The sequence below is a fragment of the Klebsiella sp. 64 genome, from assembly GCF_018223915.1.
GTDB classification, from domain to species: domain Bacteria; phylum Pseudomonadota; class Gammaproteobacteria; order Enterobacterales; family Enterobacteriaceae; genus Klebsiella; species Klebsiella pneumoniae.
The window spans coordinates 1-16,880 of record NZ_JAGRQZ010000026.1; the positions used below are offsets into that span (position 1 = coordinate 1).

Below are 16,880 nucleotides of genomic sequence, written 5' to 3' on the forward strand. Positions count from 1 at the left end.
TTCCGGCGCGCCGGAATGCGCGATAGGATAAAAAATGGGCTGGGTACGAACAAAAGCATTGACCATGGAGCAGCCATCGGCTCCTTCACTGACCCGATGGCTGTTTGCCGGTGTACTGATGGCGATTATCGGTGTCCTGCTCTTTATCCTCCATGCCTCCGGCACCGTAAAAATTATCTCAGTGATAAATATCTGGTGGGTATCCCTGATGCCTGCAGGATGCTGGTTGCTGATTTTTTGCCTGCGTTGCTACCTGTGGGACAGGGATCTGAAAGCGCATCAGTTCTTGCTGAAAGAGGCGGAATACGGACAGCAGAGGTGGGAAGACTGGGCCGGGCGCTGGCTGGCCGTTCTGAGCAGTGCAGTGCTGTTGCCGGATCATATTTCTGCGGCGCATTGGGGGAGTGAGCGGCCTCAGCAATACGGACTTGCCCGCAGGATTAATTACCTTCCGGCAGAAGAGCCCGTGCAGTTGAGTGCGATGCATGCGCTGCTGACCAGTATAGAAGAGCGCGTGCAGTGCCTGCCGGAAGAGCTACCGCTGTATGTCACCCTGATCACGGATAATCCCTCGCCTGAGCTGACCAGCAGTTTCAGTAATCTCTGGAAAGAACACATTCCTAGCCGCGCCGTGCCTGATGATATTACCGTTACCGGCTCATTCTCACTGTCGGAAGTGGAGGAGCGCCTGAAGCAGCCTGTACTGACGGTCAATTTACTCCTGGTCATCCAGCTCAACGGTGGTACAGCATACTCCGACGGGCTGGCCGTGCTGCTGCTGACCAGCGATGATGTGGCGCAAAAATACCATCTGCCGCACTCATCACGGCTGTTACGTCCTATGCCCTTAGATATGACGAACTTTGAAGACGATATCACCCTGTTTCTGGAAACCCAGACTGTCGCCTGCCATACGCCCTCCGTTATCGGGGACGCAAAAAAATGGACGGAAAGAAGCGCCGCGCTTATCACGCAGGGCGGCAAAATGCATACCCCATGGAAAGCTGAAGATATCGCGCTGCTGGAAAAATGGTGCGGTATTCCGGGACCCGCAGCGCCCTGGCTCCTGACCGCGCTGGCAGCCGATCTGGTCAGCCTCCGTAAACAGCCCCTGCTGGCGTTATTTTCCAGCGAACAGGAACATTTCATCAGTACCATCACCCCAGGGAGTGAAGATGAATATACCGGGTAATGGCCTGGGCCGGTTTGGCCTGGCCGGGCTTACGTTGGCCGGGATGGCTGCAATATGGTGGGGGATCACCCGCTATGGCGGCATGCTGAATATCAATACGCGGGGCGAGCAGGTACTGGTGTTTGTCCTGGTCTGTCTGGCGTTGGTATTTGTTTTTTACCTTCCTGCAATGTCCCGCCGTGTGAAGGAGAGTTTATATCGCCGGCAGTCGCAGCAGGCCAGCGTCTTACCCGGCGAAGAAGGGCGCGTGGCGCTGACACCTCCCCATCATATTACGGTGGGGGAAATTCGCCAGACTCTACGCTATCAGTATGGACGCGCCTGGTCCCGCAAAGTCCGTATTCTGCTGATAATTGGCTCAGTCAGAGACGTAGAACAACTGACCCCAAAGCTCACGCAGGAACTCTGGCAGGAAGATCAAGGTACATTATTGCTGTGGGGTGGAGACCCTGGGGCAGCGGTAGATAACGCCTGGTTCACAGCGCTGCGTAAACTGCGTTATCGCCCGGCTGATGGTATGGTGTGGATAACATCGGGCTTTGACGGCGTTTTGACAACGATGAACAGAACGAAGCCCAGGCTCACGCCAGATGAAATGGACAGTGTGTCTCACTCTCTAAAGCTACGCTTCGAAGCTATTGGCTGGAAACTACCCCTATACGTCTGGTCGCTGTATGAGGGGGGCAACGAAAAAAATGGACGTATCACTCAGCCTGTAGGCTGCCTGTTACCTGCAGGTTGTACGCCGCAAATAGTTGCCGAACAGTTCACTGCCCTGGCGTCGTTACTGATAGAGCAGGGCATCCAGCAGATATGCGGGCAACCACAGCACAATTTTTTACTCGCGCTGGCCGACCAGTTGACTCGGGAAGCGGAAGCGGTGGTGGAACCGTTATCGATACTGCTTAATCCATACCGACCATTGCCGCTGGCCGGGGTGGTATTTAGTGAGGCGTCAGTAGAGGCTGGTCGCAGTGTCAGTCATCACTGGGGACGGGATAACCGCTGGGAAACGATACCAGACTCAGTGCTGTGGTTGCCAGCCGGTCTACGTCCGCGCAAACAGGGAGTCAACTGGATGCGTGGGATGAGCGTGGCCGCCGCCGCCCTGATGTTACTCTGGGCCGCCTCAATGACAGTCTCTTTTATCGCCAACCGCCACCTGGTGGCGATCGCACAGGAGCAGGTGCGGCTGGCCTCAGCGGAGAAACAGCCGCTGGCCGTACGCCTGCATGCGCTCTCCGCGTTACAGAAAACGCTTTCTCAACTGGAATACCGCTCGCAGCACGGCGCGCCGTGGTACCTCCGCGCTGGCCTCAGTCAGAACGATGACCTGCTGGCGGCGCTGTTCCCGCGCTACGGAGAGAGGGCGCAGCCGCTGCTGCGCGATGCGGCGGCGCATCATCTGGAAGAGCAGCTCACCGCCTTCGTGCAGCTGCCGCCGGACAGCCCACTGCGTGAGAAGATGACGAAGACCGCTTACGGACAACTGAAACAATATCTGATGTTGACCCGCCCGGAAAAAATGGACGCCGCGTGGTTCGCCACCACGCTAATGCAGGACTGGTCGCAGCGCTCAGGCATCGCCGACGCCGTCTGGCAGGGCAGCGGCCCTTCGCTGCTGGCATTTTATGCCGCCAGCCTGGCATCGCATCCGCAGTGGCGTCTGCCTGTCGATGACGGTCTGGTCAGCCAGGTGCGCACACGGTTAATTCGACAGATGGGCCAGCGCAACAGTGAGTCCACGCTTTACCAGAAGATGCTCGCGCAGGTGGCGAATCAGTATGCCGATATGCGCCTGGCGGATATGACTGCCGACACCGATGCTTCGCGTCTGTTCAGCACTGATGAGGTGGTGCCGGGCATGTTTACCCGTCAGGCCTGGGAGCAGGCCGTGCAGCCGGCCATTGAGAAAGTGGTCGCGGAACGCCGCGATGAAATGGACTGGGTGTTGAGCGATACGAAGCAGACTGCCGCGCAGTCGACGTCGCCGGAAGCTCTGCGAGCCAGGCTGGCGGAGCGTTATTTCGCTGATTTTAGCGGCGCCTGGCTGGATTTCCTCAACAGTTTGCGCTGGCAGCGCGCGGCGACCCTCTCTGATGCCATTGACCAGCTGACCCTGATGGCCGATGTGCGCCAGTCGCCGCTGGTGGCGCTGATGAACACCCTGAGCGTGCAGGGGCGAACCGGCCAGACCGGGGAAGCCATCGCCGATTCGCTGGTCAAATCGGCCAGGCAGCTGTTTAACCGTGATAACTCGCCCGTCATCGATCAACGGTCCGGCGCGCGCGGTCCTCTGGATGCCACCTTCGGACCCGTGCTGGCGCTGCTGGACAATCGCGACGGCGGGACGCCCACCAGCCGTCTTAGCCTGCAGACCTTCCTGACCCGCGTCACCCAGGTGCGTCTGCGCCTGCAGCAGGTCACCAACGCCACCGACCCGCAGGCGATGACCCGCCTGCTTGCGCAGACGGTATTCCAGGGCAAGGCCGTGGATTTAACCGAAACGCGCGACTACGGCAGCCTGGTGGCGGCGGGGCTGGGCCAGGAGTGGAGTGGATTTGGGCAAACGCTGTTTGTTCGCCCGATGGAACAGGCCTGGCAGCAGGTGCTGACCCCGGCGGCGGAAAGTCTCAACGCCCAGTGGCGCAGCGCGGTGGTGGAGGACTGGAATAGCGCCTTTGGCGGCCGCTACCCCTTTAAAAATACCAGCAGTGAAGTCTCTCTGCCGCTGCTGGCAAAATACCTCGACAGCGAGACCGGGCGCATCGCCCGCTTTCTGCAGACCCGGCTGAACGGCGTGCTGCATAAAGAGGGGAGCCGCTGGATGGCGGACAGTATCAATGCTCAGGGGCTGACGTTTAACCCGGCCTTTCTGGAGGCGATGAATACCCTGAGCCATCTCTCCGACGTCGCGTTCGCCAACGGCGAAGCGGGATTGCATTTTGCGCTACGTCCCGGCACCGCGGACGGCGTGATGCAGACGGAGCTGGTCATCGACAGTCAGAAACTTGTCTATATGAACCAGATGCCGGTCTGGCGGCGGTTCAGCTGGCCCGCTGACACCGAAGCGCCGGGCGCCAGTCTGAGCTGGGTCAGTACCCGGGCGGGCACCCGCCAGTATGGCGATTTCCCGGGCGCCTGGGGGTGGATCCGTCTGCTGGATAAGGCGGTGGTCAGCGCTTATCCCGGAACGAGCAGCAGCTGGAGCCTGAGCTGGAAAGCGCCGGATGGTCTGTTGCTGAACTACACGCTGCGTACCGAGGCGGGGGAAGGACCGCTGGCGCTGCTGGCGCTGCGAAACTTTACGCTACCGGAGACGATATTCAGCGTGCGCGCGTCTGCTGAACGTGTTCCGCTGACCGACGATATACCCGGCGAAGAGGGATACTGAACCTTCTCCCTCACTGATTGGCGTTGACCTGCAACGCCAGGCCTCCTTCGCTCATGGCCGCCCGACGGCCAACTAATCTGACCGCGCAGCCATGCTGCGTGTCTCCCTGTAGACGAATAATGGAATATTCATAATGGACGATTTAACCCTGCGATATTTTGATGCTGAAATGCGCTACCTGCGCGAGGCGGCAAAAGCGTTCGCGCAGGCTCACCCCGATCGGGCGGCGATGCTGGATCTCGATAAAGCCGGTACGCCGGACCCTTACGTTGAGCGCCTGTTTGAAGGCTTTGCCTTTTCCGAAGGTCGCTTGCGCGAAAAAATTGATGATGATCTGCCGGAGCTGACCGAGGGGCTGGTCAGCATGCTGTGGCCGCACTATTTGCGCACTATTCCATCGCTATCGATCGTGGCGCTGACCCCAACGCTGCCGGCGATGAAGATAGCGGAAACGGTGCCCGCCGGGTTTGAGATTAGCTCCCGCCCACTGGGGCCGAAAAATACCGTGTGCCGGTACCGAACCACCCGCGATCTGACGCTTAACCCGCTGGCGATAGAGGAGGCGGTGATGACGGCGGAGCCGGACGGACGTTCGGCCCTGCGACTACGATTCGCCTGTAGCGAGCTGGCTGACTGGTCGCAGACCGATCTCCGCCGCCTGGCGCTGTACCTGGGGGAAGACGCCGTTACCGGCAGCGCCCTCCATCTGTGGCTGACCCGACGCCAGGCCGCGCTGTACCTGCGTCTGCCGGGTCAGACAGAGCGGGTAAGCCTCGACGGCTATTTTTCCCCGGGGGGATTCAGCGAGGAGGATCGTTTATGGCCGAAGGGGGAGAGCGCTTTCAGCGGCTATCAGCTGCTGCTCGAGTATTTCACCTTTCGCGAAAAATTTATGTTCGTGCAGCTAAATGGCCTGGAAAACATCACCCTGCCGGCGGGGATATCGCATTTCACGCTTGAGGTGGTGTTCAGCGAGGTCTGGCAAAGTGATTTACCCGTCAGCGCAAGCAGCCTGCGCCTGCACTGTGTGCCGGTGATTAACCTGTTTACCCTTGAGGCCGATCCGTTGACCATCAGCGGGCTGGAGAGCGAATATCTCCTGCGTCCGAAGCGCCTGCAGGACGGGCATACCGAAATCTATTCTGTTGACAGCGTGACCGGCTCCGGGCGCACCGGGGAGGCGCGCTATGTGCCTTTCACCCGCTTTCGTCACCAGGGGGGAATGATGCGTCGCCATGCGCCGGAGCGCTACTACCACACCCGCGTAAAACGGGGCGTAACCGGCATGCACGATACCTGGCTTATCCTCGGCGGACAGCAATGGGAGGCTGACCGGGAGCTGGCGCGGGAAACGGTCTCCTTGCGCATCACCGGCACTAACGGCCAGCTGCCGCGCCGGGCGCTACAGAGCACGCTGCTGGATCGCTGTGAGTCGATATCAGCCACGCCGCTTACCGTCCGCAATCTCTGTAGGCCCACGCTGCCGGCCTATCCCCCGGCGGAAGACCGCTACCACTGGCGGGTCATGAGCCATCTGGGCACCCGTTTTCTCAACATGATGAGCAGCGCCGAGGTGCTGCGCGGCACGCTGTCGCTCTACAACTGGCGGGAGGATGAGCTCAATAATCGCCGTCTGGACGCCATTCTGGCGGTCAGCCATCACCGAATTCAGCGTTTCGAGCAGGGTTTCCTGCTGCGCGGGCTGGATATCGAAGTGACGCTCGACGGTAGCGGATTTACCGGTGCGGGCGATGTCCACCTGTTTGGCGATATGCTCAACCGCTTTTTCGCACTGTATGCCGATATGAATCAGTTCAACCAGCTGACGCTCATTGTTCAACCTGAAGGGAAATGTATCCGGTGGAAAGAGAATCACAGTCTGCGCCTGCCCGGCTGATGGCGCAGCTCCGGCCTCAGTTGCCGTACATGAATTTTTACCGCTTCTGCCAGTTGCTGGAGAAGAACCATCCGAAGGCGCCGATCATCGGCAGCGGCTGGCTAGTAGGTGATGAACCCATACGCTTTCGCCCGCATCCGGGGATGGGCTTTCCGGCTGGCGAAATCCGCGGAATGGACGATCCTGAACCGCCCCGTCCGCCGGCGGTTCACGTGACTTTTATGGGACTCTACGGCGTGGAATCCCCGCTGCCGACCCACTATAGCGATGACATTGCGCAACGGCGGGAAGGCGTCGAGGCCACCGAGGATTTCCTCGATATCTTTAACCATCGGCTGATCGCCCAGTATTACCGTATCTGGCGCAAATATTCCTACCCGGCAACCTTTCGGGCGGGCGGCACGGACAACATCTCGCAGTATCTGCTCGGCCTGGCGGGGCTGGGCATACCGGGATGTGCCGCCGTTGCCGCAGCGCCGCTGTCGCGATTTCTGGCGCTGCTGCCGGTGATGATGCTGCCGGGGAGATCCGGGGAAGGCATGGAGGCGCTGGTGGCGCTCCTGGCCCCGGGGACCCGGGCGACGGTGTACCACCACGATCCCTGCCGGATCCCCTTGTCGCAGCCGTTAACGATGAGCGTCCGTCAGCCGGTTAGCCTGCAACATAGGCCAGTGATGGGAACCCACGCCACGGATGTGAACGGTCAGGTATTGCTGCAGCTGGCCACGGAAAAGCCTGATGAGGTTCGCGGCTGGCTGCCCGGCGGCGAACTGTTCAGCGACCTGATGGCGCTTCTGCACGTCTGGCTCGGATCTCATCTTGACGTGCGGCTGCAGCTTTGCGTCGCCCGCCATTTACTGCCGGATGCGCAACTTTGCTGCCAGCAGGAGCATGCCGTCCAGCTCGGCCGTACCGCTGTGCTGCGTCCGCTGGATGCGCAGAAACAGGCTGACGACAGAGTCACGATTTATCTGGGGCGCTATCAGCGCGTCCGGGAAAATATCCACCGCAGGGAGAGCGATGAAGATGGCGATTACCGCAGTTAAACCCTCCGCCAGGTTGCTGGCATTCCTCATGGTTACCCTCTTAACCGGCTGCGGCCTGACGCAGACCGTGAAAGACGGCGCCGTTTCCGTGACCCAGTCCATTTTTTACCCCCAGGTGAAAACCCTGCATCTGGATCTTCGCGCCCGGGAAGGCGTGAATAACAATGCCAAAGGCGCCTCCCTGGCGACGGTGGTGCGTATTTATCAGCTGAAGGACCGGCAAGCGTTCGACAATACTGACTACCCGTCGCTGTTTGCCGGCGATGGCCAGGCGCTGCAGGCGGACCGGGTGGCGGAAAAAGATGTTCGCCTGCGTCCGGGCGAATCGGTGACCGTCGATATGCCCATGGAAACCAGCGCGCAGTTTGTGGCGGTGGCGGCCATGTTTATCGATCCAGACCTGACGCAAAACAGCTGGCGGCTGGTACTCACCCGGGACGAACTTGATCCGGCGAGGCCGCGCATTATCGAAGCCAGCCAAAATCAACTGACGCTGCACCCGTTTAAGGAGAAGTGAAAATGCCTCGTCCCTCCCTGTATGACATCCTGTACGGCAATTTCGCCGGCGGGCTTGACCTGAATACTGTCAGCGAAACGGATCAGGTCATCCTGTCGGTGCTCGATAACATGCAGCGCATCCTCAACTGTCGGGCCGGAACGCTGGCGCATTTGCCGGACTACGGCCTACCGGATATGACCGCTATCCTCCAGGGGATGCCAGCGTCGGCGCACCAGCTGATGAGCACGTTGTCGGCGGTGTTGCTGAAATACGAACCGCGCCTGCAGCGGATCGCGGTGGTGATGCTCGATCAGCATGCGCCCGGCGAACTGCGCTATGCCATTGATGCGGAGCTGAAGGATATTGGCCTGGTGCGTTACGGCACGGAGTTTATGCCCGAGGGCAGGGTGTTGATCCGCCACCTCAAACGTCAGCAGTACCTTGACGCCCGCTCCGCCCTCTAATCTCTCGCTGAAAGACATCATGATGACAACACACCACGACCGTCACTATAAAGCCGGTGGCGACCCGCGCACGCTGGCTGATTTTATGGCCCTGCGTGCGGAAATGAACAAGCTCAGCCACCCGGCGCGGCCGGATATTAACTGGCCGTATGCCGAGCAGCTTGCCCGCGGGCTGTTGGAGCATCACGGCGCGGACCTGCAGACTGTCGCCTGGTATACCCTGGCCCGCGCCCGGCTGGGCGGGGTGGCAGGGATCAATGAGGGGCTGACGCTGATGGAGTCGCTGCTGGTTCGTCAGGGGAAAAACCTGTGGCCACAGGCGCTCCCGGCCCGGACAGAGATCTTCCGCACCCTGAGCAAGCGGCTGCGGCAGGTGATCCGTACCCTGAATCTTACCCCAGAGGATGTTGATTCGCTTGAGCAGGCTGAACGTTCGCTGCAAAGCTTCGACGCAGTGCTCCAGCGCCTTGAGATCGCTCCTGAAAACCAGCTGAGCGACCTGCGGGCGATACTGCACAGCACGGCAACTCGCTTCGAGAGCCTCGACCCTGCGCCAGCGCTTCCCACCGCGCCGCCGGTGGCGGTGTCTGACGCGGAACTTCCTGGCACTCTGGTCAGCGAAGAGGATGCGGCGAAGGTTGAGCCAGTGCCAGACCTAAAACGTAGACCAAAGGCTGAACCGCTGGCTCCGCCTTCACCTGCAAAGCGGCCCGCGCCGGTGGCGGCGTCTACTCCGGCAGCCGCGCCGCGCTGGAAGCCGTTTATCGCCGGAATGGTTACCATGCTGGCGGTAACGGGTATCGCCGTCGGCGGATGGCTGGCGCTGCGTCAGTCCGACTTGCCGCCCATTTCGGTCACCCAAAATGCCGGACCGATACCGGGCCTGCCGGCGACAACGCCCCCGGGGCCGGTTGATCTGCCACAGACGCAGCGCCAGCTTGGCGAGCTTGCCCGCCTGGCGCCGGACTGGGCGGTCAGCTACGGCGACCAGCTGGTCCACCAGGCCCTTATCCGCTGGCCGGATCAGGCGCAACCGCTGGCGCAGCAGTGGCGGCAGCAGCTGAGTGCTGGCGCATTGCCCGCGGAAAACCTTACCGGCTGGTCGGAGGGCATGCAGCAGCTGCAGCGGCTCGCCGACCAGCTCAATGCCCTCGACGAGCAGAAGGGGAAGTACCTGACGGTGAGCGAACTGAAAACCGCAGTATTTGCCATCACGCAGTCGTTTAACCGCGCTGTTCCGCTGGAGGAGCAGCTGCGCCAGCTGGCCGCGCTTCCCGTTGATCAACCCTGGCCAGCCGCTCGGGGAAGCCTCGCGGAGCTGCATCTGCAACAGCTGATAGTGGAGTATGCCCTGCTGAAGCGAAAACAGCCGGCGTCGCCGACCGCTGCGCTCCCTAGAACCGGTGAGCCCTCGGTGAGTGAGGCGGTGAAATAAAGTGTGCGCATGGCAACATTTTCTTTACATCAATATTGCAAGAACCGAACGCCCTTCGTAGTCTGAAAATGATTTAAATATACCGTTTGTGGTTGTATTGAAAATTTTATTTCGATCTCTGAGGGCATACTATGAAGCACTGTAAAATCATCCTGTTAGTAGGCCTTCTGGCCAGTTCCGCTTCGGCATTAGCGGAGAAGATCGGCGTCTCAATGGCCTACTTCGATCAAAACTTTCTCACTATTATCCGCCAGTCCATTGAGAAAGAAGCTCAAGCCCGCCACGTCGACGTACAGTTTGAAGACGCCCGCGGCGACACCGGACGCCAGGCCGATCAGGTGCAGAGCTTCATTGCCTCCGGCGTGGACGCGATCATCGTCGACCCGGTGGACTCCGCCAGCACCCCGCAGCTGACGAAGATGGCGCAGCAGGCCAAAATGCCGCTGGTGTATGTGAACCGGACGCCGGGGGATAAAACGTTACCGCCCGGCGTGGTGTTTGTCGGTTCGGACGAGCGGGAGTCTGGCACATTGCAGATGGAGGCGCTGGCGAAGCTGGCGAACTACAAAGGCAACGTCGCCATCATGATCGGCAATCTCACCGACGCCGGCGCGCTGCAGCGCACCAAAGATGTGGAGCAGGTGGTGGCCAAGTATCCGGCAATGAAAGTGGTGCAGAAACAGCCGGCCAACTATTCCCGCAGCGAGGGAATGGATCTGATGCAGAACTGGACGGGCAACGGAGAAGCGATTGATATTGTGGCGGCGAACAACGATGAGATGGCGATTGGCGCGGCGATGGCGCTGGAGAAAAGCCAGAAGAAGCTGCTGATCGGCGGGATCGACGCCACCCCGGACGGGCTGAAAGCCCTGGCCAGCGATAAGATTCAGGTGACGGTTTTCCAGGACGCCGTCGGTCAGGGCAAAACGGCCTTAGCGGTAGCGCTGAAGCTGATTAAAGGAGAAAAGGTCGAGTCTCATGTCTGGATCCCGTTTGAGTTAGTGACCAAAGAAAACATGCAGACCTATGTGGAAAAGAGTCATTAACGGCAAGGCGCAGGTGCGCGAACCTGGCTGATAAAACCGGGCTGATAATGTGACGCCCGGGCAACTAAATCGGAGGAAAAGGCATGGCAACGGCAAGAAGCGGCTATACGCTGCAGGTGATAAAGGCAGGGCAGCAGGGGCATGTTGAAATGAGATGGGGGCATCTCGCAGACGTTGATACGCGCGCGGCGGCGGCGGCTATCATGCAGCATATCGGGCATTCTTCGTCCTCGCGGGGCCTGCAGGAGATCAGCCTGTCGCTGACCAATGCCGCCAGCGGTATCTCGGTGGAGCTTCATCACCCGGCCTCAGGGGAAAGCGCCACCCCGGCTTTCATCGAGGGCGAGTTAAAGAAAATTGTGCAGATCGTTGATGGCTACGAGGCGGCAGAAGATACCCATATTGTGGAGTAGCGTGTCGCCTGGGTAAAAAAAAATCCACGCAGCGGCGTGGATTTTTTTTGCGCGGTGGCGGCGAAAACGCCAGCCAGCGGGATTAGACGTTGAACAGGAAGTTCATCACATCGCCATCTTTCACGATGTAGTCTTTACCTTCAGCACGCATTTTACCGGCTTCTTTCGCGCCCTGTTCGCCTTTGTAGGCAATGAAGTCTTCATAAGCGATGGTCTGCGCGCGGATAAAGCCTTTTTCGAAGTCGGTGTGGATCTTACCGGCTGCCTGCGGCGCGGTCGCTCCGACCGGGATGGTCCATGCGCGAACTTCTTTCACGCCCGCGGTGAAGTAGGTCTGCAGGTTCAGCAGAGCGTAACCGGCGCGGATCACGCGGTTCAGGCCCGGCTCTTCGAGGCCCAGCTCAGCCATGAACTCGTCACGCTCTTCATCGTCCAGCTCGGCGATGTCCGCTTCGACGGCGGCGCACACCGGCACCACCACAGACCCTTCCTGCTCGGCGATGGCGCGAACCTGATCGAGGTATGGGTTGTTCTCGAAACCGTCTTCATTGACGTTCGCGATGTACATGGTCGGCTTCAGGGTCAGGAAGCTCAGATAGCGGATGGCCTCTTTCTCTTCTTTGGTCAGATCCAGCGCACGCAGCATACCGGCGTTTTCCAGCTGCGGCAGGCATTTTTCCAGCGCGGCCAGCTCAACCTTCGCGTCTTTATCGCCGCCTTTGGCTTTTTTGGAGACGCGGTGAATCGCGCGTTCGCAGGTATCAAGGTCAGACAGCGCCAGTTCGGTATTGATAACGTCGATATCTTCCGCCGGGTTCACTTTCCCCGCGACGTGAATAATATTATCGTTTTCAAAGCAGCGAACCACATGGCCGATGGCTTCGGTTTCACGGATGTTGGTCAGAAACTGGTTGCCAAGACCTTCACCTTTGGACGCGCCTTTCACCAGGCCCGCGATATCCACGAACTCCATGGTGGTCGGCAGGATGCGCTGCGGTTTGACGATTTCAGCCAGCTTGTCCAGACGCGGATCGGGCATCGGTACGACACCGGTGTTCGGCTCAATGGTACAGAAGGGGAAGTTGGCCGCTTCAATACCCGCTTTGGTGAGCGCATTGAACAGGGTGGATTTGCCGACGTTGGGCAAACCGACGATACCGCATTTGAATCCCATGATTTAAATCACCTTAATCTTTGGATAATCAATCTGTTACAAGGAACAGATTGCAGAAAATTGAATAGCTTTGCCTATTATACACGGTGCGCGGCAAAAATGCCGCACGCCAACGGCTTATTGCGCCTTAAAGGCGTGCAAACGGTTGGTCGCTTTGGTCAGCCCGTCCTTTAACCAGATTTCGGTACAGCGCGCCGCTTCGTCGACAGCGTCATCGATCAGTTTCTGCTCGCTGGCCGGTGGTTTGCCAAGCACAAAGCCGACAACCTTGTTTTTGTCGCCCGGATGGCCGATTCCGACGCGTAAACGGTGAAAGTTCGGGTTATTGCCGAGCTTACTGATGATATCCTTCAGGCCATTGTGGCCGCCATGGCCACCGCCAAGCTTAAATTTCGCCACGCCCGGCGGTAAATCCAGCTCGTCATGGGCGACCAGAATTTCATCAGGGTTGATGCGATAAAAGGTCGCCATCGCGGCCACGGCTTTACCGCTGAGGTTCATAAAGGTAGTGGGGACCAGCAGGCGGACGTCCTCGCCCGCCAGGTTGATGCGCGAGGTGTAGCCGAAGAATTTGCTCTCTTCGCGCAGCGGCGCACGATGGCGATCCGCCAGTAAATCCACATACCAGGCGCCAGCGTTGTGCCGGGTAGCGGCATATTCCGCACCGGGGTTGGCCAGGCCGACAATTAGTTTAATGGTCACGTTTTCTATCCTGCATGGGGCATTCTCTGCCGCGTAGTGTACTGTCTGCGGGCGCGCTTGACAAAATTCTGGCTATTAGACAATACCCGCATTGATGATTTACTCACTAAATCATTAGAATTTGATATGGTTCATAGACTTATTTGTAAATTTTTGTCTATTCGCTGTTCACTAATGTGATCGTGGACGCACTCCGCAGAAGAGACCTTGTCTATACTACACCTATAAGATTTGGGGACATTCCCTGGCAACCCAAAGTCCGGAGGTGACACATGAAACGCAAAAACGCTTCGTTACTCGGTAACGTACTCATGGGGTTAGGGTTGGTGGTGATGGTTGTGGGGGTAGGTTACTCCATTCTGAACCAGCTTCCGCAGCTTAACCTGCCACAATTCTTTGCGCATGGCGCAATCCTAAGCATCTTCGTTGGCGCAGTGCTCTGGCTGGCCGGTGCCCGTATTGGCGGCCACGAGCAGGTCAGCGACCGCTACTGGTGGGTGCGCCACTACGATAAACGCTGCCGTCGTAACCAGCATCGTCACAGCTAACCGTAGCATGATTTCCCGCATCGGCCGCTGAAGGCCGATGCGCTTTTCTGTGTCTCACTTTATCTCTTCCTCTTTTTCCCGCCATATTACGCCCCCATTCCGTCCTGGCCTTCGTGCTGCTATGGTTGCCAGCAAAAATGAATAGCAAGCGCGGTTTTTGCTTGACCCTGACGTTACGTCAGGCTGCAGAGTAGCGGACCTGGCCACAGAGAGGAGCAGTCATGTTAATTCAGGTGGGAGAGCTGGCGAAGCGTGCCGGACTGACGGTACGTACGCTGCATCATTATGAACAGACGGGGCTGTTAACGCCTTCGGCCAGAAGCGAGGCGGGCTATCGGCTCTATAACCTGTCCGCGGTTCAGCGCCTGCATATGATAAAGGCGCTGGCGCAGGCCGGGCTAACGCTCGCCACAATCAAGGACTATCTCGATCGGCAAACGCTGTCGCTGCCCGAGCTGCTGACGCAGCAGATAGATACGCTCAACGCCCAGCTGCGCGATGTTGGCAGGCTGCGCGACCGACTATTGGTGCTGCGCGAGGCGCTGGCGAGCGGCAATGAACCCGATCTGGAGTCCTGGCTACAGACGCTGGAGTTAATGAAAATGTACGATCGTTGGTTTAGTCAACAGGAGTTAGCCGCGCTGCCGTTTGCGGCACAGGATGAACAGCGGGCGCAGGCGTGGCGCGAGCTAACGGAGGAGGTGCAGACGCTGATGGCGAGCGGCTGCCCGACGGACAGTCCGCAGGCGATGCGTCTGGCGACGCGCTGGATGGAGCGCCTGGAGCAGGATACGGCCGGGCGTCCGGAGTTTCTGACCCGCCTGAACGAGATGCATGCCGCCGAGCCGCAAATGGTTGAACAGACCGGCGTCACGCCGGCAATCATCGCCTATATCACCGAGGCCTTTGCCGAAAGCAAACTGGCCATCTGGGCGCGGTACCTTGACGAAGAAGAGATGGCGTTCACCCGCCAGCACTATTTTGACCGGCTACAGGAGTGGCCTGCGCTGGTGGCGAAGCTGCATCAGGCGTGCCGGGAGGGCGTAGCGCCGGACTCGGCGTCGGGTCAGGCGCTGGCCCGGGCGTGGCTTGAACTGTTTCAGTCCTACGCCGGTACCCGGCCGCAGACGTTGCAGAAGTTTCGTCGGGCAATGGAGCAGGAGCCGCATTTGATGAAGGGCACCTGGATGACGCCGGCAGTGCTGAGCTGGCTGCAGCAGGCGACCGGATCCTTGATGCGGCAGGCGCAGGGACCTGCCGCCGGGTGATCACAGGTCAGCCAGCGCGGCCTGACGATCGGGGTAGAAGCTCAGGCGTCCGGGCAGCGGCTTGACGCCGGCGCGCGCTAGCGTGCGTAGCGGCTGAAACTCGAGGTTAGATACGCGCAATTCACAGCCTTCCGGCAGCTTGTTCACAAAGCGCTGGAAGGCATCCAGGCCACCGGCGTCGAGAACCGGCACCGCGTCCCATTTCAGCACCACGATGCGCTTGCCGGCGATCCGGGTCTCCAGATCGTTGAACAAGCCTTCGGCGGCGGCAAAGAACAGCGGCCCAATTACCCGCAGCACCAGCACATCGTCTGGCACCTCGACGTTGACCGGCGCCAGATGAGTCATGCGTGCGATACGGCGCATAAACAACAGCGAAGCCAGCACGATCCCGACGCTGATAGCGATCACCATGTCAAACAGCACCGTTAGCGACATGCACATCAGCATCACCACGATGTCGTCCTTCGGCGCGTGGCGCAGCAGATTGATGACTTTATGCGCCTCGCTCATATTCCATGCCACCATCAGCAGCAGGGCGGCCATCGCCGACAGCGGCAGCCAGGAGAGCAGTGGGGCGAGGATCAGCAGCGCCAGGATCACCAGCAGGGCGTGGATCACGGCGGCAACCGGCGATGTGGCGCCGGCGCGGACGTTCGCCGCCGAGCGGGCAATCGCCGCGGTGGCAGTGATCCCGCCGAAGAACGGCGCGACAATGTTGCCCAGCCCCTGGCCAATCAGCTCGCTATTGGCTTTGTGCTTGGTGCCGGTCATGCCATCAAGCACCACCGCGCACAGCAGAGATTCAATGGCGCCGAGCATCGCCATTGAGAAGGCGGCAGGCAGCAGAGCCTGCAGCGAGGCCCAGCTCAGGGTAAAGTTTGAGCCCGGCATATCCCAGGGCAATACCAGCTGCGGCAGCAGCTGCGGAATGCCATTGCCCTGAGTGCCGTCCGCCAGCTGATAATGGAACTGTGAGCCGATCGTCGCGACATCGCCGCCGAGCAAGTTGACCACCAGCATGACCGCGCAGCCGCCCAGCAGCGCCGGGAGGTGGCCCGGCAGGCGGATACCCAGCCGCGGCCAGAGGATCAGAATGCCAAGAGTAACGACGCCGATGGCGGCATCGCCAACGTTAATGGTCGGTAGGGCCATCGCCAGCGCCGCCACTTTCTGCAGATAATGCTCCGGCACATGGGGCATCTGCAGGCCGAGGAAATCTTTAATCTGCATGGTGCCGATGGTGATACCGATCCCCGAGGTGAAGCCGAGGGTGACTGACAGCGGGATATATTCGATCAGGCGGCCAAAGCGCGCCAGGCCGAAGAGGATTAAAAAGATCCCCGACATCAGCGTCGCCACCAGCAGTCCCGCCAGACCAAACTGCTGGGAAACCGGGTAGAGGATCACCACAAAGGCGGCAGTCGGACCGGAAACGCTAAAGCGTGACCCGCCGGTCAAGGCGATCACAATCCCTGCCACCGCTGAGGTATAGAGGCCGTACTGCGGCGGCACGCCGCTGCCAATCGCCAGCGCCATCGCCAGCGGAATCGCAATGATCCCGACGGTGATCCCGGCGATCAGGTCACGCGTGAAGCGGGCGGAGGTGTACTTTTCTTTCCAACAAGCGTCGATGAGGGCGCGGAAAGGCATCACATGTGAGGAAAATAATCTGTTCACAATAATGTTTCATCCATGAGCGCATCATCTGTCAACTAAATGGCAGGTGAAGGAGGCATTGATCATACAAATAAGGTGCGGAGACAAAAAAACCCGCCGCAGCGGGTTTTTGTGCTGGGCTC

General features: G+C 59.6%; 14 protein-coding genes. 11 read left to right on the plus strand and 3 right to left on the minus strand.

Annotated features, from left to right (window positions below; translation table 11 throughout):
- The first annotated feature begins 34 nt into the window (after positions 1–34).
- From KHQ23_RS17990 to KHQ23_RS18030, 9 genes are all read left to right on the plus strand, one after another.
- A complete protein-coding gene (locus KHQ23_RS17990; RefSeq protein WP_047694770.1) occupies positions 35–1,192 on the plus strand; it encodes a hypothetical protein in 1,158 nt (385 codons plus the stop codon).
- Positions 1,176–4,586: an ImcF-related family protein gene (locus KHQ23_RS17995; protein ID WP_032434757.1), complete on the plus strand. Its 3,411-nt coding sequence runs from the start codon at positions 1,176–1,178 to the stop codon at positions 4,584–4,586. The genes KHQ23_RS17990 and KHQ23_RS17995 overlap by 17 nt, the downstream gene beginning before the upstream one ends.
- A 133-nt stretch (positions 4,587–4,719) precedes the next feature.
- Positions 4,720–6,483, plus strand: a complete 1,764-nt coding sequence (gene tssF, locus KHQ23_RS18000) for a type VI secretion system baseplate subunit TssF (RefSeq protein WP_211776868.1) — start codon at positions 4,720–4,722, stop codon at positions 6,481–6,483.
- Positions 6,484–6,512: 29 nt separating this feature from the next.
- Positions 6,513–7,529 carry a type VI secretion system baseplate subunit TssG gene (tssG, locus tag KHQ23_RS18005; RefSeq protein WP_072201031.1) on the plus strand — a complete coding sequence of 339 codons (1,017 nt, stop codon included), beginning with the start codon at positions 6,513–6,515 and terminating at the stop codon, positions 7,527–7,529.
- Positions 7,510–8,046 (plus strand): type VI secretion system lipoprotein TssJ, encoded by a 537-nt coding sequence (gene tssJ / locus KHQ23_RS18010; protein ID WP_004184604.1) that lies wholly within the window; start codon positions 7,510–7,512, stop codon positions 8,044–8,046. The genes tssG and tssJ overlap by 20 nt, the downstream gene beginning before the upstream one ends.
- Positions 8,047–8,048: 2 nt before the next feature.
- On the plus strand, positions 8,049–8,492 hold the full coding sequence (gene tssE / locus KHQ23_RS18015; protein ID WP_004152261.1) for a type VI secretion system baseplate subunit TssE: 444 nt from the start codon (positions 8,049–8,051) through the stop codon (positions 8,490–8,492).
- A 19-nt stretch (positions 8,493–8,511) separates the two neighbouring features.
- Positions 8,512–9,927, plus strand: coding sequence for a VasL domain-containing protein (locus KHQ23_RS18020; RefSeq protein WP_032417284.1), 1,416 nt, complete (start codon positions 8,512–8,514; stop codon positions 9,925–9,927).
- Positions 9,928–10,058: 131 nt separating this feature from the next.
- Complete coding sequence (locus KHQ23_RS18025; RefSeq protein ID WP_002910453.1) at positions 10,059–10,973, plus strand: sugar ABC transporter substrate-binding protein; 915 nt, start codon at positions 10,059–10,061, stop codon at positions 10,971–10,973.
- 83 nt (positions 10,974–11,056) lie between these two features.
- A complete protein-coding gene (locus tag KHQ23_RS18030) occupies positions 11,057–11,386 on the plus strand; it encodes a hypothetical protein (protein WP_023313351.1) in 330 nt (109 codons plus the stop codon).
- Between the two features lie 82 nt (positions 11,387–11,468).
- On the opposite strand, the gene ychF is transcribed toward KHQ23_RS18030, so the two are convergent.
- Both ychF and pth read right to left on the minus strand, forming a co-directional pair.
- Positions 11,469–12,560 carry a redox-regulated ATPase YchF gene (gene ychF, locus KHQ23_RS18035; RefSeq protein WP_002910443.1) on the minus strand — a complete coding sequence of 364 codons (1,092 nt, stop codon included), beginning with the start codon at positions 12,558–12,560 and terminating at the stop codon, positions 11,469–11,471.
- Between the two features lie 117 nt (positions 12,561–12,677).
- On the minus strand, positions 12,678–13,262 hold the full coding sequence (pth, locus tag KHQ23_RS18040) for an aminoacyl-tRNA hydrolase (protein ID WP_004180389.1): 585 nt from the start codon (positions 13,260–13,262) through the stop codon (positions 12,678–12,680).
- A gap of 272 nt (positions 13,263–13,534) precedes the next feature.
- Between pth and ychH the strand changes: the two genes are divergently transcribed.
- Both ychH and KHQ23_RS18050 read left to right on the plus strand, forming a co-directional pair.
- Positions 13,535–13,810 (plus strand): stress-induced protein YchH, encoded by a 276-nt coding sequence (ychH, locus tag KHQ23_RS18045; protein WP_002910437.1) that lies wholly within the window; start codon positions 13,535–13,537, stop codon positions 13,808–13,810.
- 221 nt (positions 13,811–14,031) lie between these two features.
- Positions 14,032–15,078 (plus strand): MerR family transcriptional regulator, encoded by a 1,047-nt coding sequence (locus KHQ23_RS18050; RefSeq protein WP_002910436.1) that lies wholly within the window; start codon positions 14,032–14,034, stop codon positions 15,076–15,078.
- On the opposite strand, the gene dauA is transcribed toward KHQ23_RS18050, so the two are convergent.
- Positions 15,079–16,758: a C4-dicarboxylic acid transporter DauA gene (gene dauA / locus KHQ23_RS18055; RefSeq protein ID WP_004189412.1), complete on the minus strand. Its 1,680-nt coding sequence runs from the start codon at positions 16,756–16,758 to the stop codon at positions 15,079–15,081.
- Positions 16,759–16,880 lie beyond the last annotated feature (122 nt).